At 66.9% G+C, this 22,697-nt stretch carries 25 protein-coding genes; 16 read left to right on the top strand and 9 right to left on the bottom strand.

The window, feature by feature from the left end; all coding sequences use genetic code 11:
- Positions 1 to 101: 101 nt before the first annotated feature.
- From B2W22_RS04475 to B2W22_RS04465, 3 genes are all read right to left on the bottom strand, one after another.
- Positions 102 to 515 (bottom strand): DUF2946 family protein, encoded by a 414-nt coding sequence (locus B2W22_RS04475; protein ID WP_286936348.1) that lies wholly within the window; start codon positions 513 to 515, stop codon positions 102 to 104.
- Between the two features lie 88 nt (positions 516 to 603).
- Positions 604 to 2,019: a PepSY-associated TM helix domain-containing protein gene (locus B2W22_RS04470; RefSeq protein WP_286936346.1), complete on the bottom strand. Its 1,416-nt coding sequence runs from the start codon at positions 2,017 to 2,019 to the stop codon at positions 604 to 606.
- Positions 2,020 to 2,092: 73 nt separating this feature from the next.
- On the bottom strand, positions 2,093 to 2,557 hold the full coding sequence (locus B2W22_RS04465; protein ID WP_286936344.1) for a DUF2946 family protein: 465 nt from the start codon (positions 2,555 to 2,557) through the stop codon (positions 2,093 to 2,095).
- A gap of 207 nt (positions 2,558 to 2,764) precedes the next feature.
- Between B2W22_RS04465 and B2W22_RS04460 the strand changes: the two genes are divergently transcribed.
- The 8 genes from B2W22_RS04460 to B2W22_RS04425 are packed head-to-tail and all read left to right on the top strand — an operon-like array spanning position 2,765 to position 9,090.
- A complete protein-coding gene (locus B2W22_RS04460) occupies positions 2,765 to 3,940 on the top strand; it encodes a PepSY-associated TM helix domain-containing protein (RefSeq protein ID WP_175121479.1) in 1,176 nt (391 codons plus the stop codon).
- Entirely contained in the window at positions 3,937 to 4,476 is a 540-nt protein-coding gene (locus B2W22_RS04455) for a thiamine pyrophosphate-binding protein (RefSeq protein ID WP_175121478.1), read from the top strand. Before B2W22_RS04460 ends, B2W22_RS04455 begins: the two co-directional genes overlap by 4 nt.
- Positions 4,473 to 4,799: a hypothetical protein gene (locus B2W22_RS04450; RefSeq protein WP_175121477.1), complete on the top strand. Its 327-nt coding sequence runs from the start codon at positions 4,473 to 4,475 to the stop codon at positions 4,797 to 4,799. Before B2W22_RS04455 ends, B2W22_RS04450 begins: the two co-directional genes overlap by 4 nt.
- Positions 4,800 to 4,816: 17 nt before the next feature.
- Positions 4,817 to 5,425, top strand: a complete 609-nt coding sequence (locus B2W22_RS04445) for a DUF6162 family protein (protein ID WP_175121476.1) — start codon at positions 4,817 to 4,819, stop codon at positions 5,423 to 5,425.
- Positions 5,426 to 5,469: 44 nt separating this feature from the next.
- Complete coding sequence (locus B2W22_RS04440) at positions 5,470 to 6,423, top strand: metal ABC transporter substrate-binding protein (RefSeq protein ID WP_218343945.1); 954 nt, start codon at positions 5,470 to 5,472, stop codon at positions 6,421 to 6,423.
- Complete coding sequence (locus tag B2W22_RS04435) at positions 6,420 to 7,190, top strand: metal ABC transporter ATP-binding protein (protein WP_239213696.1); 771 nt, start codon at positions 6,420 to 6,422, stop codon at positions 7,188 to 7,190. Before B2W22_RS04440 ends, B2W22_RS04435 begins: the two co-directional genes overlap by 4 nt.
- Positions 7,187 to 8,092, top strand: a complete 906-nt coding sequence (locus B2W22_RS04430; protein WP_175121474.1) for a metal ABC transporter permease — start codon at positions 7,187 to 7,189, stop codon at positions 8,090 to 8,092. Before B2W22_RS04435 ends, B2W22_RS04430 begins: the two co-directional genes overlap by 4 nt.
- Positions 8,089 to 9,090, top strand: coding sequence for a metal ABC transporter solute-binding protein, Zn/Mn family (locus B2W22_RS04425; protein WP_175121473.1), 1,002 nt, complete (start codon positions 8,089 to 8,091; stop codon positions 9,088 to 9,090). The genes B2W22_RS04430 and B2W22_RS04425 overlap by 4 nt, the downstream gene beginning before the upstream one ends.
- Positions 9,091 to 9,115: 25 nt before the next feature.
- Here B2W22_RS04425 and B2W22_RS04420 read toward each other — a convergent pair whose 3' ends face one another.
- Complete coding sequence (locus B2W22_RS04420; protein WP_286936340.1) at positions 9,116 to 10,075, bottom strand: LysR substrate-binding domain-containing protein; 960 nt, start codon at positions 10,073 to 10,075, stop codon at positions 9,116 to 9,118.
- Between the two features lie 142 nt (positions 10,076 to 10,217).
- On the opposite strand from B2W22_RS04420, the gene B2W22_RS04415 reads away from it, so the two are divergent.
- The 7 genes from B2W22_RS04415 to B2W22_RS04385 all read left to right on the top strand — a co-directional run bounded on the left by B2W22_RS04415 (position 10,218) and on the right by B2W22_RS04385 (position 16,945).
- Positions 10,218 to 11,240, top strand: coding sequence for a tripartite tricarboxylate transporter substrate binding protein (locus B2W22_RS04415; RefSeq protein WP_414631936.1), 1,023 nt, complete (start codon positions 10,218 to 10,220; stop codon positions 11,238 to 11,240).
- Between the two features lie 6 nt (positions 11,241 to 11,246).
- Complete coding sequence (locus tag B2W22_RS04410) at positions 11,247 to 12,770, top strand: UxaA family hydrolase (RefSeq protein WP_286936338.1); 1,524 nt, start codon at positions 11,247 to 11,249, stop codon at positions 12,768 to 12,770.
- Between the two features lie 25 nt (positions 12,771 to 12,795).
- Positions 12,796 to 13,602: a 4-hydroxy-2-oxoheptanedioate aldolase gene (gene hpaI / locus B2W22_RS04405; protein WP_175121469.1), complete on the top strand. Its 807-nt coding sequence runs from the start codon at positions 12,796 to 12,798 to the stop codon at positions 13,600 to 13,602.
- 164 nt (positions 13,603 to 13,766) lie between these two features.
- Positions 13,767 to 14,156: a hypothetical protein gene (locus B2W22_RS04400; protein WP_175121468.1), complete on the top strand. Its 390-nt coding sequence runs from the start codon at positions 13,767 to 13,769 to the stop codon at positions 14,154 to 14,156.
- 8 nt (positions 14,157 to 14,164) lie between these two features.
- Positions 14,165 to 14,386 carry a hypothetical protein gene (locus tag B2W22_RS04395; protein WP_056318016.1) on the top strand — a complete coding sequence of 74 codons (222 nt, stop codon included), beginning with the start codon at positions 14,165 to 14,167 and terminating at the stop codon, positions 14,384 to 14,386.
- A 230-nt stretch (positions 14,387 to 14,616) separates the two neighbouring features.
- Positions 14,617 to 16,089 carry a hypothetical protein gene (locus tag B2W22_RS04390; RefSeq protein ID WP_286936335.1) on the top strand — a complete coding sequence of 491 codons (1,473 nt, stop codon included), beginning with the start codon at positions 14,617 to 14,619 and terminating at the stop codon, positions 16,087 to 16,089.
- An 82-nt stretch (positions 16,090 to 16,171) separates the two neighbouring features.
- Positions 16,172 to 16,945 (top strand): ProQ/FinO family protein, encoded by a 774-nt coding sequence (locus tag B2W22_RS04385; protein ID WP_286936333.1) that lies wholly within the window; start codon positions 16,172 to 16,174, stop codon positions 16,943 to 16,945.
- Between the two features lie 76 nt (positions 16,946 to 17,021).
- On the opposite strand, the gene B2W22_RS04380 is transcribed toward B2W22_RS04385, so the two are convergent.
- The 5 genes from B2W22_RS04380 to garD all read right to left on the bottom strand — a co-directional run bounded on the left by B2W22_RS04380 (position 17,022) and on the right by garD (position 21,961).
- Positions 17,022 to 17,618 carry a DUF4202 domain-containing protein gene (locus B2W22_RS04380; RefSeq protein WP_286936331.1) on the bottom strand — a complete coding sequence of 199 codons (597 nt, stop codon included), beginning with the start codon at positions 17,616 to 17,618 and terminating at the stop codon, positions 17,022 to 17,024.
- Between the two features lie 154 nt (positions 17,619 to 17,772).
- On the bottom strand, positions 17,773 to 18,138 hold the full coding sequence (locus B2W22_RS04375; protein WP_255595763.1) for a hypothetical protein: 366 nt from the start codon (positions 18,136 to 18,138) through the stop codon (positions 17,773 to 17,775).
- A 95-nt stretch (positions 18,139 to 18,233) separates the two neighbouring features.
- Positions 18,234 to 19,211, bottom strand: a complete 978-nt coding sequence (locus B2W22_RS04370) for a Bug family tripartite tricarboxylate transporter substrate binding protein (RefSeq protein ID WP_286936328.1) — start codon at positions 19,209 to 19,211, stop codon at positions 18,234 to 18,236.
- 71 nt (positions 19,212 to 19,282) lie between these two features.
- A complete protein-coding gene (locus B2W22_RS04365) occupies positions 19,283 to 20,332 on the bottom strand; it encodes an SMP-30/gluconolactonase/LRE family protein (RefSeq protein WP_286936326.1) in 1,050 nt (349 codons plus the stop codon).
- Between the two features lie 60 nt (positions 20,333 to 20,392).
- Positions 20,393 to 21,961 (bottom strand): galactarate dehydratase, encoded by a 1,569-nt coding sequence (garD, locus tag B2W22_RS04360; protein WP_175136458.1) that lies wholly within the window; start codon positions 21,959 to 21,961, stop codon positions 20,393 to 20,395.
- Between the two features lie 244 nt (positions 21,962 to 22,205).
- Here garD and B2W22_RS04355 point away from each other — a divergent pair.
- The coding region (locus tag B2W22_RS04355) for a dihydrodipicolinate synthase family protein (RefSeq protein WP_286936323.1) at positions 22,206 to 22,697 on the top strand (492 nt) is incomplete at its 3' end.

Raw genomic sequence — 22,697 nt, 5'->3', positions numbered from 1 at the left:
GATCCGTGCCAAAAGCGGCGATATGAGCAGGCGCTAACCGGCGGCGCGCCCGTCAACCGTGGGCGCCGCGATGCAAACCGGTGATGCTGAGAGAAATGCCGTCAGGCGACGGGTGGCGGCGCGCGCGGCTGCTGCTGCAGCCGGGCATGCGCACTGGAGAAGTAAGGAACGTCGGCGGCCGGCGCCGTAGCAGGCTGCGCCAGCGTAGGCAGCAGCCAGGCAAGCAGCCACAGTCCGGGCAGCGTGGCGCCGCCCAACATGGCGCAGCCGGCAACGCAGCAATGCGGCATGGCGCCGCTGTGCTGCTCGACGCCTTGCGTGGCGCCTTCGATGCCGATGGTGACGACGCGCGGCCCGCTGGCCGTGCAGATGATGGTGGTGGCGCCGGCGGCGCCCGAGATACCGGCGGGACTTGGTGCGGCGAGCGCCGCAGAGGCAATCAGCGCCTGAAAGACGAACAGGGCCGCCGCGAACAGCGAAACCCATCGTCTGGCAGCAGTGGCGCTTGTGTACATCAAATCCCCTTGACGCCGCAGATGGTAGCGCGGTTCCGGCCCCGAATCCGGTCTGCCCGCGCCCATCTGCACCGCCCGTTGACGCATATCAAGCGCGTCTGGCGGCTACCCAGCGCAACACATCAATGACCAGGAATACGGCCAGGCTCACACCCATCACCGGCAGGCTCCATCCCAGCGCCAGCGCGATCGCCGCCACGCCGATCCGTCCGGGCCATGACAGCTCGCGCCAGGCGTGAGTCAGCGTCCGCCCTGCCGCGCCGGCAGCCGGACGGTGCAGCCACCACATCCGGTAGCCCAGCACGATCATCGTCGTCAGGGCGATGCCAATGGCGGCCATCAGGAGTTGATTGGGCCAGCCGAACAGGATGCCCATGTGCATGTCCACGCCCCAGCGGATCAGCTTGGCGATGAGCGGAAAGGTGTCGAAGTCGGCACGGCTGGTGATGGCATAGGTGGTCGGATCCACGGCGATGGTGTCGACCTGGGTGGGCCAGGAGCGGTCCACCTCGCGCACCAACCACGCCTGGCCAGCGCCGCGCGGCGGCCGGATTTCGAGCTGGCTGCTGTCGATGCCGCCCTGGCGCGCGGCCTGCAACACCCGGTCAAAGCCCGCCGGCACGGTGTCCGGCGCCGGCGACATGGCGGCGTGGCCATGCTGGCCGCCATGATGATGGGCATGCTCGCCGCCCTCGGGCATGGCTGCCATGGCGGGCATCCCGGCGTCGGGCAATTTCAACGACACCGCCGGCGTGATCCACCCCAACTGCGCGCGCAATTGGTCCACGCGCGCACCGGCCCAGTTGGACCAGGTCAGCCCGGTGGCCGAGAAGAACACCAGGCCGATGCCGATCCACAACCCCAGCAGTCCATGCCAGTGCCGGGCGCGCAGGCGCGGGCTGCGGGCTTCCAACGTCTTGTCGCGCCCGCGCCGGGCAAACCACAGCACCAGACCGCCCAGCGTCGCAATCCAGAGCCACGACGCCGCCAGTTCGCTGTAGTTGCGGCCCAGGTCGCCCAACATCAGGTTGCGGTGCAGGTAGTCCAGCTTGGTCCGGAAAGGCAGCGTGCCGCTGGTGCCGTAGACGACCATGTCGCCCTGGATCTTCAGCGTGACGGGGTCCACAAATAGCGCGCGGGCTTCGGAATCGCCCATGCCGGGCTGCGTAAACATCACGCGCGTGGTTTCGCCGGGGCCGGGCGCGGGCCGGACGGCGAACAGGCGCGGACCCGGTCCGACTTGGCTTTGCGCTGCCTGGACCTGCGCCGCGAGGGGTTGCGCCGCGCCCGTGGAAGTGGTGCGCAACTGCTCGGCGTAGATGAGGTTTTCCAGTTGCGGGGTCAGCACGAACAGCGTGCCGGTCACGGCCGCGACCAGGATGAAGGGGCCGACGAACAGGCCTATATAGAAATGCAGCCGGGTGATCAGCGCGAGCAACGCGCTGCCGCTTGCCGCCCTCGGCCGCGTGGAGGCGGCCGGACTAACCAGGGTCTCAGTGGACATGATGATCTCGAAAACAACGGACGCCGCCTGCAGCAGGCGGCAATCGTGCGCTTGGCGCGCACGGCGACAGATGTCATCCGGTGATTCGAGGCGGAGCGCGCTGTCCCAGCGGCGGCCCGGCGGCCGGCATGGGCGGCCGCGGACTGTCGGTCAGTCGGGGCGCCTGCACCCACCAGCCGAGCAAGGCAGGAACCAGCGCGACAGTGGGCGGCACGAGCAGCGCCGGGTGTGCGCTCAGCCCGAACGGACATTCCTGGCCGGCGCCCACGTGCTGGGAAGAATCGTGGTGCTCATGGTGGTCATGAGAGGAATCGGTGTGGGCGGTGTGCGCATCGGCCCCGCCCGACATGCCGGGAAACACCCCGCCGCCCGCGGCACAGAAGCCCAGTTCCAGGCGCCCCTGCTTCAGCGCCTGCGCGTCCGGCATGTATCGGACCGGCACGAAGGCCCGCACCACCAGCAGAAGCAGCAGCAACAGCCGCACGAGGGTGGCGGCGCAGACTGGACGGGAGGACGGACAGGACGATCGGGCGGGCATGCGGGATTTCCGGGCGACGGCCGATTCCGTCGCCAAGCCGGCATTTTAAACATCGGGCCGTCAATTCCGGATGCTTTGCGCCGGCGCGGCGCGCCGGATCAAAGGGGCGACTAAGACAATTGAGAACTATTATTGCTAGAATTCCGCCTGACGCCTCCCTTAAATGGGGACCAGGCAACCCTCTTCTGTCTACCGGATAGCTTTTGAATGGCCAAGCCATCGCGCTCCAAATTATGGTTTCTCGTCCACAGTTGGCTGGCCTTGCCAATCTGGATTTTCCTTTTCTTCATCTGTGCGACCGGGACCATCGCCGTCATCAGCCAGGAAATCGTCTGGCTCATCAACCCCGCCGTTCGCGCCCAGGCGCCCGATGCCGATACGCCCCGCATGGGCTACCAGGCCCTGATGGACTCCATCGCCAAACAGGAACCCGAAGCGTCGGTGCAGCGCCTGTCCTGGCCTGAGGAATCGCAGTTCGCCCTGACGGCCGCCGTGGGTTATCCGGGCGCACGCTTCACCTCGATCTACGTCAACCCGTACACCGGCCACGTGCAAGGTCCGGCCTTGAACTTCGACCTGCGCCAATTCATGCGCGCGCTGCACGGCTGGCTGCTGATCCCGTTCAACAATGGCTATAGCTGGGGCTGGTACTTGGTCTCGCTGTTGTCGATTCCGATGCTGCTGTCGCTGATCACCGGACTGGTGGTCTACAAGCGGTTCTGGCGCGCCTATTTCCAGAAACCGCGCCTGCGCGTCGGCCAGGGCGCTCGCATTTTCTGGGGCGACTTCCACCGCCTGTCGGGTCTGTGGTCGGTTTGGTTCATCCTGCTGATTTCGGTCAGCGCGATCTGGTTCCTGGCGCAGGCGATCCTGTCCGACACGGCGACCACCATTTCGACCCAGGGCGTGCCGGCTGTCGTGGCCCGCGATCAGGTGCCCACCGTCGCCGCCGGCGAAACCGTCAAACGCCTGCCGCTCGACGAGATCGTTGCCATTGCCGAGCGCGAACTGCCCGGCCTGGAAACGCAGCACGTCTTCTTCCCCGGCAACGCGTATGACCCGATCACCATCTCGGGCCGCGGCGCGTACCCGCTGATGTTCCAGTACGCCAAGATCAATCCGTACAACGGCGCGGTCGAGGAAGTGCGCCGCCTGTCCGACCGCAACGGCCTGGAGTTCTTCACCGAATCCATGCGGCCGCTGCATACCGGCGACTTCGGCGGCTTCTGGCTGAAGCTGGTGTGGTTCCTGTTTGGCCTCCTGCTGACCATGATGTCGCTCAGCGGCCTCCTGATCTGGACCAAGCGCACCGCGCAAGCCACTGCCAAAGCCCTGCGCCCTGCCCGCGCAGACCGTACCGCCGCTCGCGAGGTGACCGAATGAGCAAGACCGCCACCCTGGACGCCGCCGCGGCCAAACCCAGTTTCTGGCGCCGCTGGCGTTTTCACCTGAGCGCCCTGCTGCTCATCCTGCCCATCATTTACGTCCCGAAGTATTTCGACAACCTGGCGCTGTCGCGCGGGCTGATGGGGCTGGGCCAGCGCCCCGCGGGCGAGCTGGACGTGGGTCCCTGGAAGTTGAAGTTTGCCGAGTGGAAGGTCGAGCCGCCCCAGTCCGACCCCGCCGGCATGGTCAAGACCTTCACCATGGCCCAGTGCGAAGGCTGCAAGGATCAGATCCGCGCGGTCTACGTGCGCGTGGGCAAACCGCGCAGCCTGCGTGCCGCAGGTTCGATTTTCTTTGGCAGCCCGCACCGGGCCTTTGCCACCGTGCCGATCCCGCCGCGCACCGCCCCGGACGCCGAGCTCTGGGTCACCGCGGAAGGCTGGGACGGTTCGGTGCACCAGGCGGCCTGGCCGCTTGCCATGGCCTCCCCCGCCACCGTCGAGTGGCTGAAGAAACAAGGAGCATCCCGATGAATGCAATTTTCGCTAACGGCCTTCGCGCTGCCCTGCTGGGCGCGCTGCTGAGCGCCAGCGCCACCGCCCTGGCGCACAACCCCATGGCCGAATGCAAGGCCGATGGCAAGGAACAGATCCAGTGCACCGGCGGATTCTCCGACGGCAGCGGCGCCGCCGGCGTCACCATGGACGTGATCTCGTACGACGAACAGATCATCGTGCCGGGCAAGCTGGATGCCGATTCCAAGATGTCGTTCAAGCGGCCCAACGGCGAGTTCTACGTGCTGTTCGACGCGGGCCCCGGCCACGTCGTTGAAATCGACCACGTCGACATCCAGTAAGCCCCGGCCTTCGCAGCATGCATACACAAGTCATCCGACCCGCGGGCGCCGGACACGAAACGCTGGCGGTGCTGGGCGCCTGCCTGGTCATCGTCGCGGCCGCCGCAGGTTATATCGGTCTGCGTGAAGCGCCGCCCGAAAGCGCGCCGCTCGCCGCCACCCAGATCGATGCGCGGCGCGACCTGACGCCCGCCGAACAAGGCATTTACGCCGACCTGCGCGTCGCCTACGAGGAAATCGGCTTCGCGCTGCAGGCCGGCGAGCCGCTGCCTTCGGTTGAAGAACTGGCCGCGCAGGGGCTGCCGCCGTTTGTGGCGGACAACAGCACCGCCGTGCGCGGTGGACACGCCTGGCGGCTCCAACGCCAGAGCGGTAAGGCGCTATACGTGGGCCAGACGGCCGACGTTGCGCTGGCCGGATCATTCCTGCTGCGCACCGAAGACGGCCACGCCAAGGACGGCCATGGTCATGACCATGGCGCGGACGCCCAAGCCGATGTCTGGCTGGCCCGCGATGCCGCGGCCCGCGTGCCCGCTGCCACCGACGACGCCGCGCTGGCCGCCGCGGGCTGGCGCCAGGTCGTCGCTCAGTTCGACGCCGGCGTGACCCGCCAGAACAAGCCCTGAACGGGCCCCTCCCCCTTCGTCTTCCGACACGAGCCTACGGATTTATGTCTGCCTTTTCGTCTTTCTCACAGCTCCTGCGCCGCTGCGCCGCGCCGATCGCCGCGCTGGCGCTGCTGGCCGGCGCCTTCGCCGCGCCCGTCCACGCCGAAGAGGCCAAGCGCCTGAAGATCGGCGTGACGCTGCATCCCTATTACAGCTACGTCGCCAACATCGTGGGCGACAAGGCCGAGGTCGTGCCGCTGATTCCGGTGGGCTTCAATCCGCACGCCTACGAGCCGCGTGCCGAAGACATCAAGCGCATCGGCACCCTGGATGTCGTGGTGCTCAACGGCATCGGCCATGACGACTTTGCGGACCGCATGATCGCCGCCAGCGAAACGCCGAAGATCCCCGTGATCGAAGCGAACGCGCAGGTGCCGCTGCTGGCGGCCGTGGGCATGGCCGCACGCGGCGGCGGCGATTCCGGCAAGGTCGTGAATCCGCACACGTTCCTGTCGATCACCGCCTCGATCGCCCAGATCAACACCATTGCACGCGAACTGGGCCGTATCGACCCGGCCAACGCGCAGACCTACACCGCCAATGCACGCGCCTATGGCCAGCGTCTGCGCAAGCTGCGCGCCGACGCCCTTGGCCAGCTTGCAAAAGCGCCCAACGCGGACCTGCGCGTGGCCACGATCCATGGCGCCTACGACTACCTCTTGCGAGAGTTCGGCCTGGAAGTCACTGCGGTCGTGGAACCGGCGCACGGCATCGAGCCCAGCCCCGCGCAGCTCAAGGGCACCATCGAGCAATTGCGCGCGGCGGACGTCAAGGTGATCTTCTCCGAGCTGAACTTCCCGTCCGCGTATGTCGAGACGATCCAGCGCGAGACCGGCGTGAAGCTGTATGCGCTGTCGCACATCTCGTATGGCGAATACAGCCCCGAGCAGTTCGAAAAAGAAATGAAGCAGAACCTGGCCACCGTGGTGCGCGCCATCGAAGAGGCCGGCGCGTGACCGGCCCCGTGACAGCTCACCCGGGCGGCGCAATGGGTCCCACGCTGACCTTCGACCACATCTCCCTGACGCTCGGCCGTACCGACATCCTCAGCGACGTCGCCTTTACCGTTGCGGCAGGCAGCGTGCATGCGCTGGTCGGCCCCAACGGCGGCGGCAAGAGTTCGCTGGTCAAGACGCTGCTGGGCCAGATGCCGCATCGCGGCAAGCTCAGCGTGGCGTGGCCGGGCGACCGGGCGGGCGTCATCGGCTACATCCCCCAGGCCCTTGAGTTCGATCGTGGCCTGCCCATGACCGTCAACGATTTCATGGCCGCGATGTGCCAGCGCAAACCTGCGTTCCTTGGCCTGTCGCGCGCGAAATCGAAAGAAATCGGCGACGCGCTGGAACGCGTTGGCATGCAGGACAAGCGCAACCGCCGCATGGGCGCGCTGTCGGGCGGCGAGCGCCAGCGCGTGCTGCTGGCCCAGGGCCTGGTGCCCAGCCCGTCGATGGTGGTGCTGGACGAACCCATGTCGGCGCTGGACGAAGCCGGCGTGCGCGTGTTTGAAGAACTGCTGGACAGTTGGCGCGCGCAGCGCGTGACCGTGCTGTGGATCGAACACGACCTCGAGGCCGTTGGCCGCCTGGCCGATCGCGTCACCGGCCTGAACCGCCAGGTGCTTTGCGACGGCCCGCCCGCGCAGGTGCTGACGCCCGACCGCCTGCTTGCGCTCTTTTCAACCCGGCCGCGCGTTGGCAATCAGCCGCAGGAGCGCGCCGCATGAACGCCTTTTTCGACAACCTGCGCCAGCTCATTCAGAGCGCGGCGGAATCCGGCGTGTTGCCGGAATCGCTGGCCTTCGGCTTCGTCATCAACGCCCTGCTTGCGGGCCTGATCATCGGACCGGTGTTGGGCGGCCTGGGCACGCTGGTCGTGGTCAAGCGCTTTGCGTTCTTCTCGGAAGCCGTTGGCCATGCCGCGCTGACCGGCGTCGCAATCGGCATCCTGCTGGGCGAGCCCTACACCGGGCCGTATGGCAGCCTGTTCAGCTATTGCCTCATCTTCGGCATCCTGCTCAATTTCCTCAGCAATCGCACGCGCCTCACGCCCGACACGCTGATTGGCGTGTTCCTGTCGGTGTCGCTGGCGCTGGGCGCAAGCCTGTTGCTCGTGCTGTCAGGCCGCATCAACATCCACATCCTGGAAAACGTGCTGTTCGGCTCGGTGCTTACCGTCAACAGCAACGACCTGTCGGTTCTGACGTGCGTGGCGATCCTGGCGCTGGCGCTGGCCCTGCCCAACTACAACCGGCTGATGCTGGCGAGCTTCAATCCGCAGCTGGCCGCCGTGCGCGGCGTGCCTGTCAAGGCCATGGACTACCTGTTCGTGATCCTGGTGACGCTGGTCACGGTGGCCTCGGTCAAGGTGATCGGCGCCATTCTGGTCGGCGCCCTGCTGGTGATTCCGGCGGCTGCGGCGCGGATGCTGGCGCAGTCGCTCAAGGGCTTTTTCACGATGTCGGTGCTGTTCGCGCTGTTCAGCACATTGGCCGGCATCATGTTGCCCATCGAACTGGAACTGCCGATCCCATCCGGCGCGGCCATCATTCTGGTCGCGGGTGTTTTGTTTGCGATCTCGGCCCTGGCACGCGGCCTGGTCCCCGGCCTGAAAGGAAATGCAGCATGAGTTTGAAGTCAGTCACCCTGCGCCGCGCCGCCCTGGCCGTGGCATTGGCATCCGCGCTGGGCGCCGCCGTCACGGCGCAAGCCCAGGAAGCGGCCAAATCCGGCCGCGCCGCGCGCGCCGCGCAGCCTGAAGCCACGGCCGCCGCCACGGGCAGCGTCACCGTGCTGGCCGCGCATCCCGTCGTGTTTGCGCTGACCGACAGCCTGGCCAAAGGCAGCACCATCCGTGTGGAGCGCGCCGCGCCCGCCAACCTGCCCGCCACCCGCCTCACGTCGTATTTCAGCGGGCGCGGCGGCGCTGCGCTGCAAAAGGCCGCCGCATCGGCGGACGCCGCGGTCGGCCTGCGCTCCATCTGGCCCGACGATCCGCTCTACGCCAACGCGCGGCGCACCAACATCCGCATCGTCGAAATCGACGCCGCCCGCCCGCTCGATGGTGCGCTGAACGGCATTGCCCTGCAAAGCGACACGCGCCCCGGCGGACAGTTTGCCGCCTACCCGTGGCTCAGCATCGTCAACCTGGGACGCATGGCCGACATCGTCGCCGCCGATCTGGGGCGCCTGTCCCCGTCCGACGACAAGCGCATCGCCGAGAACCTGGCGCAGATCAAGCGCACGCTGGTCGAATTGAACGCCAGCAGCCAGGCCGGATTGGCTCAGGCTGAGAACGTGGCCGTCGTCAGCCTATCCGAGCGCCTGCCCTACCTGATTGCCGAGTTCAATCTGGATTTGATCGACACGAACGCGCGCGACGACAAGGACTGGACACCTGAGACGCTGGCGGCGCTGACCGCCACTCTCAAGGACAACGGCGCGGCCGCCGCGCTGCTGCACCGCGAGCCCACGCCGGAACTGCGCCAGGCCATCGAAGCCGGCGGCGCCAAGGCCGTCGTGCTGGCCACCGACGGGGCCGATCCCGTTGCCGACCTGCAGGCCAACGCCAAGCTGCTCCTGCAGGCGCTGGCGCCCGCCGCGGCACAGACCACCGCCGCGAAGTAAAGTCCATCGCGGGAACGGCGCCGGCCTAACCGGCGCCGTTTGCCGCATCAGCCATCAGCGCCGTTGCCTCGTTCTTCAGGCATTCGATCAGGTGCGCGCTGGCCGCAGGCAGCCGGGCTTCACGCAAGGTGATGATGCCGACCGGCGGCAATGCCAGGTCCAGCGGCACGTCCAGGATCCGGCACAGGCCCTGGCGCTCGAAACTGCGGGCGGCTGACCTCGCCAGAAATCCCACCGCATTGCGCTCGCGAATGAAGGTCAGCGTGGACAGGTAGGACGACGTTTCCATTAGATCGGACGACGGCTGCAGGCCGCGATGATGGAACTGCTGCTCCAGTTTTACCCGCAATGACGCCCACGGCGGCGGCATCACGCAAGGCAACGCCGCCAGATCCGCCCACCCCGGTGCGCTGCGGCCTGCCACGTCGCTGCCGGGCGCCGCCACCACTACCATCGGCTCTTCGAACAACGCTTCGGCATGCAGATCGGGCGCGGCGTAGCCTGGCTCCAGCCTTCCCACGAACAGATCCAGTTCGCCCAGCCGCAATTTGGGCAGCAGATGGGTCAGGTCGCCCTCTTCGATCAGGACGGTTGCGCGCGCCGACCGCAGCTTCAAGGCATGCACGGCCCGCGCCAGCAGCACCGGCAGCGCGACCGCCATCGCCCCCACCCGCGTCTTGCCGGCCGCGCCGCTTGCGGCGGCGTCGATCTCATCACGCGTGCGCTCGTACTGCGCCAACACGCCGCGCGCAAAGCGCACCACTGCAGCGCCCGCGTCGGTGGGCTCCGTGCCGCGCACGGACCGCGCAAACAGCGCGAGACCCAGCATGGACTCCACCTCCGACAGCATGCGCGACACCGCCGGCTGGCTGACCGCCATGAACTCGGCCGTGCGCCCCAAATGCCGGAACTCGTCCAGCGCCACCACCAATTGGAGGTGACGCAGCTTCAGGTTTGAGCGGAACACGCGGTCCAGGTGCGCCATGCCAACATCCTTACATATCAGACTTGTTATCTTTCGATGCGGCAATTCTATTGGATAGTTATATATAAGCTCACGAGAATAGATCCGGGCGGCCTTGTAGCCTTGAGGGTGCTCACAAAAATAATCACATCGGAGACAAACCATGAGGCACATCCCCACCCCTGACCGGGGCCGGCGCAGGTTCCTGGCGGGCGCCGCCTGTCTGGGCGCCATGGCTGGCGCCGGCGCGGCCGGCCTGCTGGCCCCCGGCCTGGCACGCGCCGCGGACTATCCGCAGCGCCCCATCACCTTCATCTGCCCCTGGCCCGTTGGCGGCACCGCGGACCAGTCCATGCGCGCGCTCTGCCAGGTGGCGTCGGGCGTGCTGGGCCAGTCCATCGTGGTTGAGAACCGCGCGGGCGCCTCGGGCATGATCGGCACGAAGTCGCTGTCGCAGGCGCAGCCCGACGGCTACACCATCGGCCAGATTCCCATTTCGGTGGCGCGTTTCTCGCAATTGGGACTGTTGCAGCTCGATCCGCGCAGCGAACTGACTTATTTGGCCCGTACGTCGGGCCAGACCTTCGGCATCGCAGTGCTTGCCAGCTCGCCGTTCAAGACGTTGCAGGAGGTCGTGGCTTACGCAAAGGCCAATCCCGGCAAGCTGACATACGGCCACGCCGGCATCGGCGGCGCGACGCATGTGGGCATGGAAGAGTTCGCCATGACGGCCGGCGTGCGTTTCAATGCGATTGCCTACAAGGGCGGCGCGGCCGCCCTGCAGGATGTGCTGGGCGGGCAGATCGATCTGCTGGCGGATTCAAGCTCGTGGGCGCCGCATGTCGAGGCAGGCAAGCTGCGGCTTCTGGCGACCTGGGGCGAGTCGCGCGCCTCGCGTTTCAAGGAGGCGCCCACCCTGAAAGAACTGGGCTACGACGTCGTGGTCGAGGCCCCCAACGGCATCGGCGCGCCCAAGGGCCTGGACCCCGCCGTCGAGCGCAAGCTGCGCGAGGCCTTCCGCACTGCGGTCAGGAGCGACGCCTTCAAGCAGGTGGCCGACCGCATCGATGCGCCGGTGATGTACCTGGACGGGCCGGATTACCAGGCTTATGTGGCGTCGGTCTATGCGCAGGAGACCGCGCTGATCGCGCGCCTGAAACTGAAAGAAATGCTGCAGAAAGGCTGATCCCCGGTGACTTCCAATCCCTTGATCCGGCTGCACGCCAACGACAATGTGCTGGTCGCCCGGGAGGCCCTGGCCTTGGGCATGCCTATCCCGGCGCTGGGCCTGCGGGTACGCGCGCAGGTGCCGGGCGGCCACAAGATTGCGGCCTGCCGGATTCCGGCAGGCACGCCCGTGCGCAAGTACGACGCGATCATCGGCGTGGCCGCGCGCGATATCGAAGCCGGCGAGCACGTGCATGCACACAATCTTGCGCTCGCGGACTTCGAGCGGGATCCGGGCTTCTGCCGCGATGTGCGGCCGGTCGACATCCTGCCCGAGGCCGAACGCGCGACGTTTCAGGGCTACGTTCGGGGGGATGGCCGGGTGGGCACGCGCAATTTCATCGGCATCCTCGCGTCGGTGAACTGTTCCGCGACGGTCATCCACCACATCGCGCAGCACTTCACGCCCGAACGCCTTGCCGCGTTTCCCAACGTGGACGGCGTAGTGGCGTTCGCGCAGACGAGCGGTTGCGGCATGTCGTCGCCCAGCGAGCATTTCGACGTCCTGCGACGCACGCTGGCCGGCTACGCGCGGCACCCGAACCTGGCCGGCGTGCTGATCGTAGGGCTGGGCTGCGAACGCAATCAGGTGTCGGCGCTGATCGAATCGCAGGATCTGGCCGGGGACGCGCGGGTGCGTACGCTCGTGATGCAGGACACGGGCGGCACCCGGGCCACGATCGAGGCCGGCATCCGGGCCATCAACGAGATGCTGCCGCTGGCCGATGCCGCGCGCCGCAGCCCCGTGCCGGCAAGCCACCTCAAGATCGGTCTGGAATGCGGCGGATCGGACGGCTACTCCGCCATCACGGCCAATCCTGCGCTGGGTGCAGCCATGGACATCCTGGTGCGGCACGGCGGCACGGCGATCCTGTCCGAAACCCCGGAGATCCACGGGGTGGAATACCTGCTGACCCGCCGCGCCGTCACGCCGGAAGTGGGCCAGAAACTGCTGGACCGGCTGGCCTGGTGGGAAAGGTACACGGCCGGACACAACGCGCAGTTCAACGGCGTCGTCGGCCACGGCAACCAGCAAGGCGGCCTGGCCAACATTTTCGAGAAATCGCTGGGGTCCGCCATGAAAGGCGGCACGACGCCGCTGCAGGCCGTGTATGAATATGCCGAGCCCATCGACCGCGCAGGCCTGGTTTTCATGGATTCGCCCGGCTACGACCCCGTCGCCGTCACCGGCCAGATCGCCAGCGGCGCCAACCTGATCTGCTTCACGACAGGCCGCGGGTCGATGTTCGGCTCCAAGCCCGCGCCCACGCTCAAACTTGCCAGCAACAGCAGCATGTATGCGCGCCTGGTGGAAGACATCGACATCAATTGCGGCGCGGTGCTCGATGGCGAGGTAGACATCGCACAGATGGGACAACGCATCTTCGACCATATCCTGCGCGCGGCCTCCGGCGCGCCGACCAAGAGCGAAGCACTGGGCCTGGGCAACCATGAATTCGTGCCCTGGCATCTGGGCATCGTCAGCTGACCCGTCATTTCAGGAACCTTCTCGCATGCCCGCACACAATCCTTTCAAGACGGCCCTTGCCGCGCGCCAGGCCCAGGTCGGCCTGTGGCTCTCGATGGCCGACCCCTATCTGGCCGAGGTTTCCGCCACGGCAGGCTTCGATTGGCTGCTGATCGACGGCGAGCACGCACCGAACGACCTGCGCGGCACCCTGGCCGCCCTGCAGAGCGTCGCGCCCTACCGCGCCCAGCCCGTGGTGCGCGTGGTGGCCGGAGACACCGCACTCATCAAGCAGATGCTGGACATCGGCGCGAAGAACCTGCTGGTGCCGATGGTCGACACCGCCGATCAAGCCCGCGCCCTGGTGGCCGCGACCCGCTATCCGCCGCAAGGCATACGCGGCGTGGGCAGCGCCGTGGGGCGCGCATCTCGCTGGAGCGCCCGTCAGGACTACCTGGAAATCGCCGACGACGAGATCTGCCTGCTGGTGCAGGCGGAAACGGTGCAGGCGCTGTCGAACCTGGAGGCGATCTGCGAGTTGCCCGGCGTGGATGGCGTGTTCATCGGGCCGGCCGATCTGGCCGCGTCCATGGGGTATCGGGGGCGGCCCGGGCATCCGGACGTGCAAAGCGCCATCGAGCGCGCCATGCAAGTCATCATCGAACACGGCAAAGCAGCCGGCACCCTGACATCGGACCCCGCGCTGGCGCGCCGTTACCTGGAACTGGGCTGCACCTTCGTGGCGGTAGGCGTTGACGTGCTGCTTTACGCAAATAGCGCCCGCCGGCTGGCGGCAAGCTTCTCTTGCGCGGACCCGAACGCCGCGGCGCCCGCCCCGTCCGCCGCCTATTGAGCATTCCGAAGCGGCCGATCCGTCCTGTAATCCGGTCTTGCATGACCACGCATTCAGGCATAAATTGATCGGTACCGCTTTTCGATCGGTCATCTCGATCCCCCCGCCCGAATCGCGCGCGAAGGTTGTTTTCTATCTTTTGTTCCCCCAACAGGAGCGATGCGATGCGAGTAAAACACCTGCTTGGCCCAGCGACCGTAGCCCTCTCGATGCTTGTCGGGTCGGCTGTCACGGCCGCCCCCTCGGACCCCGCCCCGATCATCACCGGCAAGCACTGGACCGATTCCGACGCCAACCTCAAGAAGGCCTATCTGCTGGGCGTGGCCAATGCGCTTGAGGTTGAACGCGCCTATCAGCAACGCCGGGCCGTGCCGGATACCCAGACGCTGGTGCCCAAGTTCTCCGCGGGCCTTCAGAACCAGACGCTGGACTCGGTGCGCGAGACCATCGACCGCTGGTATGCCGCCAATCCGGGCCAATTGGATCGCCCCGTCATGGAGACGATCTGGTTTGAGATCGTCGTGCCTGCCACCAAGACGAAACGCACCCCCTAGGAGCCGCCATGAAGACTATCCGCACGATAGGCCTGGCCATTGCGATGGCATCGCTGGCCGCATGCACCAACATGACCAAGGAACAGCAAGGCACCGTCACGGGTGGCTTGATGGGCGCCGCGGCGGGCGCCGGCATTGCCGCCATCGCGGGGGGCAGTGCCTGGACCGGGGCCGCCATTGGCGGTGCAGCCGGCGGTATCGCCGGCAACATCCGCGGCGCGAACCAGTAGACAACGCAATCCCGACCTGACCCGTCACCCCCGAACGCCGGCTCGCGTGCAAACGCCAGCCGGCGTTCTTGCGTCTGGGGTCTGCCTGTACGCCCGCGTTCCTGTCTGCGCCCCGCCCGCCGCCTTCGTCGCCCACGTTCGCGCCGCCCATCGCCACAGCTACCCGCTGCGGCCATAGACTGATACGCTTTGCGCCGCGACTTCACCCGGGCGATGCGGATGTTTCTTTCATGATGTACCTGCTGTGGTCCCTGCCGGCGCTGACCGTGATCGCCGCGATCGCGAGCGGGCGCGTCAACACGACCATCGCCGCCGCGCTGGGCCTGCTGGCGGCGCTGCCCATCGCCCTGCTCGCCGCGCCCGCGCCGTTCGCGCTGGCGCAACTGGCCGTTGCCCTGGAACGCGGACTCTGGATCGGCTGGATCATCACCCCCTACATCCTCGGCGGCCTGCTGTTCTGGCAGATGGCGGCGCAGGGCGGCATGAGCAAGGGCGCGGCAGGCAATCCGCCGGACGCCATGCGTCTCGAACCCCTCGCACGGCGCCGGCTGCTCTTCTTCGCCTGTTTCCTGGTCGGCCCGTTTGCCGAGTCCGCCACGGGCTTCGGCGTGGGCATGCTGGGAACGGTGATGCTGATCCGCCCGCTGGGCCTGAAGCCGCGCGAGACCATGGTGTTCGCGCTGCTCAGCCAGACACTCATCCCGTGGGGCGCGATGGGAAGCGGCACGTTGCTGGCCTCGGCCTACGCGCGGGTGCCGGCCACGCAGCTTGCTCTTTACAGCATGGTGCCCGTGGCGCTGCTGATGTGGGTGTGGCTGGCGTTGTACTGGCGCACTGCCGCACGCGCGGCGCTGTCCGCGCCTGCGGCCGAACTGGGGCGTGAAGCGGGCTGGATGGCCGCGAGCCTGGCCTTGCTGACGGCAGCGACCGCACTGCTGGGACCGGAAACGGCGCTGCTGACAGCCTATGGTCCGCTGATCGTGCTGCGCTTCCTGGCGGACCGCAAGCCCGATCGCGGGCAAGCGCTGGACGCCGCACGCCGCGCCCTGCCCTACATCGCCCTCATCGCCTGGCTGGTGGCTACGCGGCTCGTCCCCGGCCTGAATCGCGGCCTTGCCGGCGTGGCCGATTTCAAGCCTTATGCGGACCTGCCGGCCTGGATGCCTTTTCTGCACGCCGGAAGCTGGCTGATCGCGGGCGCGGTAGCCATGGCCGCCTGGCAACGCCACCCGGGCGCGCTGCGGACTCAGGCACGCGCCGCGTGGATGACAGGACGTCATGCCGTCATGTCCGTCTTTCTGTTTGCAATGATGGCCGAGGTGCTGGCGGGCGCGGGCATTTCCCGGGCGTATGCCGATGGATTATTCTCGAGCCTGCGCGACTGGACTATCCTGATCACGCCGCTTCTGGCCGGCGCGTTCGGCATTCTGGCCAACAGCGGCAATGCGCCGAACAGCCTGTTCATGTCTTCCCAGCTATCATTAGCCCTTCAGGCCGGTCTGAACGTGCCCGCGGCCGCCGCGCTGCTGCACGTCTCGGGCACGTCGATGGGGATTTTTTCGCCGGTCCGGATGTCGATTGCGGCCGGTTTGGCGCATGGACGGGGGCAAGAACGCGGCGTGTATGTTCTACTACTGCCGTTTGCCCTGGCCGCGTTCGGCATCCTGCTGTCGCTGGCGCTGCTCGTGGTCATCTCCGGGTAGAAGTTTTCAGGGCTGCTGAAAGGCCGACAACTGGCGGCGCAGCGGATACGCTCGCCGCCTCAACCTTTTTTTTGTGTAGCACATGGGACTAGAACAATTAGCCGCGATCCGGGAATTGCTTATCAAGCAGTCGCCTGACAAGGCAGGCTCGAAGAACGAATCGCGACCGCAAGGCACGGACAAGCCGCGCCGCCCGCAAGGCGCCGGCAAGGGTCCGCGTCCGCAAGGCGGCGACAAGGCAAAGCGCGCGCAAGGCGGCGACAAGGGCCAGCGTGCGCCGCGTCCCGAAAAGCGCGAGACGCCGGTCGATCCCGTGGTCGTCGCCATTTCGCGCCTGCAACGTCACTTTCCCAAGGCTTTCCCCAAGAACCCCGCGCCCAAGCTGCCCCTCAAGCTGGGTGTGCTGGCGGACCTGGTGCAACACGCCGAGCAACTGCAGCTCGACGAGGCGCAGATCAAGGAAGCCGTCAAGACCTGGTGCGATGGCCGCCGCTACTGGGCCAGCATGGTCGAGGACGCGCCGCGCGTGGACCTGAACGGCGAACCCGCCGGCGCCGTGACCGCCAACGAAGCGCGTCACGCCAAGCGCATGGCATCTCGCAACGCGTCGCGCAACGCCGCCCGCGCACGGGCCGAGAAAAAGGCGCAGACGGCTGCTGAGCAGACCCCGGCGCCGGCTGCTGACGCCGCCCCTGACACGCAACCAGCCGACGTGCCGTCCGCTGATGTGAAAGCCGTGGATGTGAAAGCCGCAGAGGTGAAAGCCGCCGACACGAAGGCCGCCGGTGCGACGTCCGCAGACGTCACGCCCACTGACGCCACCCAGGCAGACGTCACGCCCCAAGCGTCCGAATAAGCCCGCCAAAAGCAATTCAGNNCGGGACAATGTTTCCCGGCCTGGCGCAGGCCTTTCTGCATTGATGCGGCTGTATCTAGCCTGCCGACTCCAGCGCCGCCAGCGCCTGCTTGATGTAGCCCATGCCCTTCTCGGAATAGGTCAGCGTCATGGCCTGCTGATGCCCCGCGCCGTCCATCTTCAGCAACGACTTGCGCAGGATCTCGACGATCTTGTCTTCGTGCGCCGGGTAAAAGGCTTCGTACTGGTATTGCAGGAACACCAGGCACAGCGCGTTTTCCATGACCTGCACGTCCGGATCCTGCTTGATGCCCTGCTTCATCAGGATCGCCGCCACGCGCTCGCAATCTGCCTGCGGATAGCCTGCTTCCTTCATGATCTCCTGCGCGATGCCGGCGTGATGCCGTGCCAGTGCCTTGCGCCACGTCAGGTAGCCGATGCGGCCTTCGGGATAGCTGGCGCGTGCGATCTCCCAGCGGCCGATGTGCTGGCACCGGGACGCCAGGATCAACGGTTGGGAAGCATCGGGCGCCAGCTTCATGACCCATTCGTGCAGCTTTTGCGCAAGAAACAGCTCCTGCGGACAGGATTCGCCTTCCCAAGTAAACGTGTTGGGGTCGGCGGCGTTGTAGTCGTCGAAGCGGCGCAGAGTCTGCTGCAGGCGGTCGTTCATGGGGTGTGGTGTCTTCGGAAAGCGCGGCGCGTGTGGGCCGGCGCGGAGATTGACAGGCGCAAGCAGGCCATCATACCTGCGGCCTGGAGCGCCGTGCGTCCACCATGCCGTTTCGTGATGCCGCCTGGCGACGAATAATGCGCGAGCCCTGCGCCTATCGCGGCAACGCGGGCGCGGGCGTCAGCGGCCCTATCGGCGTCTGACCCGGCCGGGGCGGCATCGGCGGCAGCCAGGTCCGAGTGGGCGCCTTCAGCCCGGGCTGATCCTGCGGCCGCGTGGGCGTTGCCGCCGGCGACGGATAGCGGGACCCCGGACACGAGGTGCCCAGGCAATCCCGATTGATCTTGCCCGGGTCAACGATGCGCGGGCAATCGGTGCCCAGGCACGTATCCGGCAAGGTGCGGGCCGACGTTGGCGGGGATGGCACCGTCGGAAGCGGATCGCGCGCCAGCGCAGGCGCAGCGGCCAGCGCCGACAACGCACCCAACGCCCCCAGCACCGCGGCAAACAAGGGTTTCATGGACCGAGCTCCACGGAATCGGTCCAGGCCGAAGCCTGGACGCAATTCCAGTGTGCTCCCGAACCCCGCCCCTCGCAAGGCGGGATCGGCGCCGTTCAATCCAGGCGGATGTCCGTGCTGGCCACGACCTTGGCCCAGCGCGCGCGCTCGCTGCTGAAGAACTGCGCAAGTTCGGCCGGGCTCTTGGTGACGATCTCGGCGCCCTGCTCGTTCAACTGCGCCGTGACGTCCGGCTGGGTGACGATCTGCGCCATCAGCATCTGCAGGCGGGCCGCCACCGGGTCGGTCATGGTGGACGGGGCCATCACGCCTTGCCACGTGCCGGACTCAAAGCCCTTCACGCCCTGCTCGGAGATGGTGGGGATGTCCGGCACCAGCTTCATGCGTTCGCTCTTGGAAATCGCGATCGCGCGCAGCTTGCCGGACTTGATGTGCGGCAGCGTGGCCAGCAGCCCGTTCATGATGATCTGCGTCTGGCCGCCGATGGTGTCGGTGACCGCCTGCGAACCGCCCTTGTACGGCACGTATTCCCACTGCGCACCCGTGGCCTGCTGAACCGCGACGGCCGCCAGGTGAGGCGCGCTGCCGATCGCGGTGACGGCGAAGTTGATGCGTTCTTTCTTGGACAGCTCGACCAAATCCTGCACGGTCTTGGCCTTCACGTCCGGGTGCACGGCCAGCACGTGCGGCGAATACGCCAGCATACCGACGGCGCGCAGGTCCTTGGACGGATCAAAGGTCAGCTTCGTGTAGACGGACGGGCTGATCGCCAGCGCGCCGACGTCGCACAAGAGGACCGTGTGGCCTTCGTTAGCCGACTGCACCACCAGACCGGCGCCCAGGTTGCCGTTGGCGCCGGGCTTGTTCTCGACGACCACGGTCTGCTTGAGCACTTCTGCCAGCCGGGGCGCCAGGATGCGCGCGATGATGTCCGACGAGCCGCCGGGCGGGTAAGGCACGACGATGCGCACGGGCCGCGTCGGCCATTCCGCCGATTGGGCCCATGCCGGCACCAGGGGCGTCAGGCAAAGCGCCGCGGCGCTGCCCAGGAACTGTCTCTTGCTCGGGTTCATGCTGTCTCCACACTGTTTGGTATGTGTGTTGAAGTGTCCCGCGGCCTGGTGAGGCCGCGGTGGGGATGTGCCTATGCCGCGCCGCGGGTCTCCACGTACAGGGCATAGAGCGAATGGCTGCTCGCCATGAAGAGGCGGTTGCGCTTGGCGCCGCCAAAGCAAAGATTGGCGCAGCGTTCCGGCAGGCGGATGTGGCCGATGGCCTTGCCCGCGGGGTTGAACACCATCACGCCGTCCAGGTCCTCGGCTTTGGCGTCGGGCGAGCCGTTGCTGCCCCAGCCGCACCACAGGTTGCCGGCCTCGTCGCACTTGATGCCGTCGATGGCGCCGGGCCCTTGCGCGTCAACGTGCAGGCGCTTGTTGGACAACGCGCCGTCCGCGCCCACGTCAAAGGCCCAGATCACGCGATTGGGCTGGTGACGCGATTCGACGATGTACAGCACTTTCTCGTCGGGCGAAAAGCACAGGCCGTTGGGACCGGCCAGATCGGCAAGCGCCAGCGTCACACGGCCGTTGCCGGGATCGATGCGATAGACGGAATGCGGCAGCTCGGGCGTGGCCTTGTCGCCTTCCCAGTGCCCGCCGATGCCGAAGGGCGGATCGGTGAACCAGATGGCGCCATTGCGCTGGCACACGATGTCGTTGGGGGAATTGAACGGCTTGCCGTCAAAGCGGTCCGCCAGCACCGTGATGCTGCCGTCGTATTCCGTGCGCGTGACGCGGCGCGTCAGGTGTTCGCAGGCCAGCAGGCGGCCCTGACGATCCCGGGCGAGCCCGTTGCTGAAGTTGGACGGATGGCGGAACACGCTGGTTTCGCCCGTGGCTTCGTCCCAGCGGATGATGCGGTTATTGGGAATGTCCGAGGCGAGCAGATAGCGCCCGTCGCCAAACCACACCGGACCTTCCAGCCAGCGGAAGCCGGTCGCAAGCTGCTCCACGCTGCTGCTGTAGATGCGGTACTTGGCGAATTCCGGGTCCAGGATCCGGACCGAGGGGTCCGGGTAGCGCTGCTGCGGGGTGAAGCTGAAAGACTGCGCGTGCACCAGACTGGCGGGGGCCAGTGCAAGCGCGGCGCCCAGCAGCCGGCGCCGGCCGGCCTGGACTTGCGGGTCAATTTCCATCGGCTGTCTCCTCTCGGTGGTTTTCTTCTGCGATGGCGCTACGGACGGGTTGGGTCCCGATCAGGTCACGGGGCCCGGGTTGAACAGCGCCAGGGCGTTGTGCAGCTTGAGTTTTTCGGCACAGGTCTGCTTCTTGCCGCTGGCCACGTCCAGCATCATCTGAAAGAGCTGCCAGCCCACTTCCTCGATCGAGGCCTGGCCGGTGGCGATGACGCCGGCATCCACGTCCATCAGGTCGTGCCAGCGGCGCGCCAGCGCCGAGCGCGTGGCGACCTTGATGACCGGCACCTGCGCCAGCCCGTAGGGCGTGCCGCGGCCGGTGGTGAAGATGTGCAGGTTCATGCCGGCAGCCAGCTGCAGCGTGCCGCAGATGAAGTCGCTGGCGGGCGTGGCCGCAAAGATCAGGCCCTTGCGTGTCAGGCGGTCGCCGGGCGACAGCACGCCATGGATCGGCGAGGACCCCGACTTGACGATCGAGCCCATGGCCTTTTCGACAATGTTGGACAGGCCGCCCTTCTTATTACCGGGGCTGGTGTTGGCGCTGCGGTCGGCCATGCCGCGCTGCAGGTACGCGTCGTACCAGGCCATTTCGCGGATCAATGCGTCCGCGACTTCGGGCGTTTCGGCGCGCGCGGTCAACTGGTCGATGCCGTCGCGCACCTCGGTGTTTTCGGAGAACATCACCGTGCCGCCGGCGCGCACCAGCAGGTCGGTGGCAAAACCCACGGCAGGGTTGGCCGTCACGCCGGAAAACGCATCGCTGCCGCCGCACTGCACGCCGACGGTCAGGTCCGACACCGGGCAGGTTTCGCGCTGGCGGGCGTTGAGTTTCTGCAGGTGGCGCTCGGCGGTGCGCATGATGAGCTGGATCATCGAATCGAAGCCGATGTTCTCTTCGTCCTGCAGGACGATGGTGTCCACGCCGTCGCCGCCCATGCCCGAGCCGGCGCGGATCGGAATGGCGGTGGGCGCCAGGAGGCGGTCCGGCTGCAACTTTTCACAGCCCAGGCTGACGACCATGGACGTGCCGCCGAAGTTCGGGTTGCGGGCAATGTTGTGCAGCGTGCGGATGGGAATCGCCGCGCCGGGCGCGTCAATGGCCACGCCGCAGCCGTAGGTGTGCTCGATGCCCACCACGTCGTCCACGTTCGGATACAGCGGCAGCAGTTCGCGGCGGATACGCGCAACCGCGTGCTCGACGACGCCCTGCACGCACTGCACCGTGGTGCTGATGGCAAGAATATTGCGCGTGCCGACGGTGCCGTCCGCGTTGCGATAGCCCTGGAAGGTGTAGCCCTCGAGCGGCGGCAGCGGCGCAATCCGCGTGGAGACCGGCAGGTCTTCCAGCGTGCGGGCCGTCGGCATCGTGGTGACGCGCTCGTTGATCCAACTGCCGCGCGGCAGCGCCTTGGCGGCGTAGCCGACCACCACGTTGTAGCGCCGGACCTCGTCGCCCTCGGCCAGATCGGTCAGGGCAACCTTATGCCCTTGCGGCACGGCGTCGACCAATTGAAGCCCATCGGGCAGAACGGTTCCCGACGGCAATCCGCCATCGTTGGCCACGATGGCGACGTTGTCGTCGGGATGAATCTTGATGAGAACGGGCGCCTGCTCGACTGCAACCTGCATGATGAATCCTTTAGCCTGATGGATGCCCCGCTGCGGGCACCGTACGTTATCGTACAACCAAGAGAATATCGCTGAAAGGCTCTAGAAAGGAATTTCGGGTTTCCCCTTGTAAATGCTGCGCCACATGGGGACACGCCTTGAATCCGGCAAATTGATGTTGTACGATGACTCACCTTTTACCACCGCATCCCGTTCGCAAGCACCTACCTTTCGCCTGCGACGGCCATTTAGGGATGAGCGCAACATGACGACTCCGCAAGAACTCAAGGCCATTGTTTCGGAAGGTTTGCTTTCCTTCCCCGTGACCGACTTCGACCAGAACGGCGATTTCAACGCCAAGAGCTATGCGGCTCGTCTGGAATGGCTGGCTCCCTACGGCGCCACCGCCCTGTTCGCCGCCGGCGGCACCGGTGAGTTCTTCTCGCTGGCCCCCGATGAATACTCCGACGTCATTCGCACCGCCGTGCAGACCTGCAAGGGCAAGGTGCCGATCCTGGCCGGCGCCGGCGGTCCCACCCGCACCGCCATCGCCTACGCCCAAGAAGCCGAGCGCCAAGGCGCCAAGGGCGTCCTGCTGCTGCCCCACTACCTGACCGAAGCCTCGCAGGACGGCATCGCCGCCCACGTCGAGCAGGTCTGCAAGTCCGTCAACATCGGCGTCATCGTCTACAACCGCGCCCAGTCGCGTCTGTCGGCCGACAGCCTGGCCCGCCTGGCTGATCGCTGCCCCAACCTG

Source organism: Achromobacter sp. UBA4530 (genome assembly GCF_002388205.1).
Classification (GTDB): domain Bacteria; phylum Pseudomonadota; class Gammaproteobacteria; order Burkholderiales; family Burkholderiaceae_B; genus Achromobacter; species Achromobacter animicus.
The sequence above is the reverse complement of the archived record's forward strand: the minus strand, read 5'-3'. Positions and strand labels throughout refer to the sequence as shown.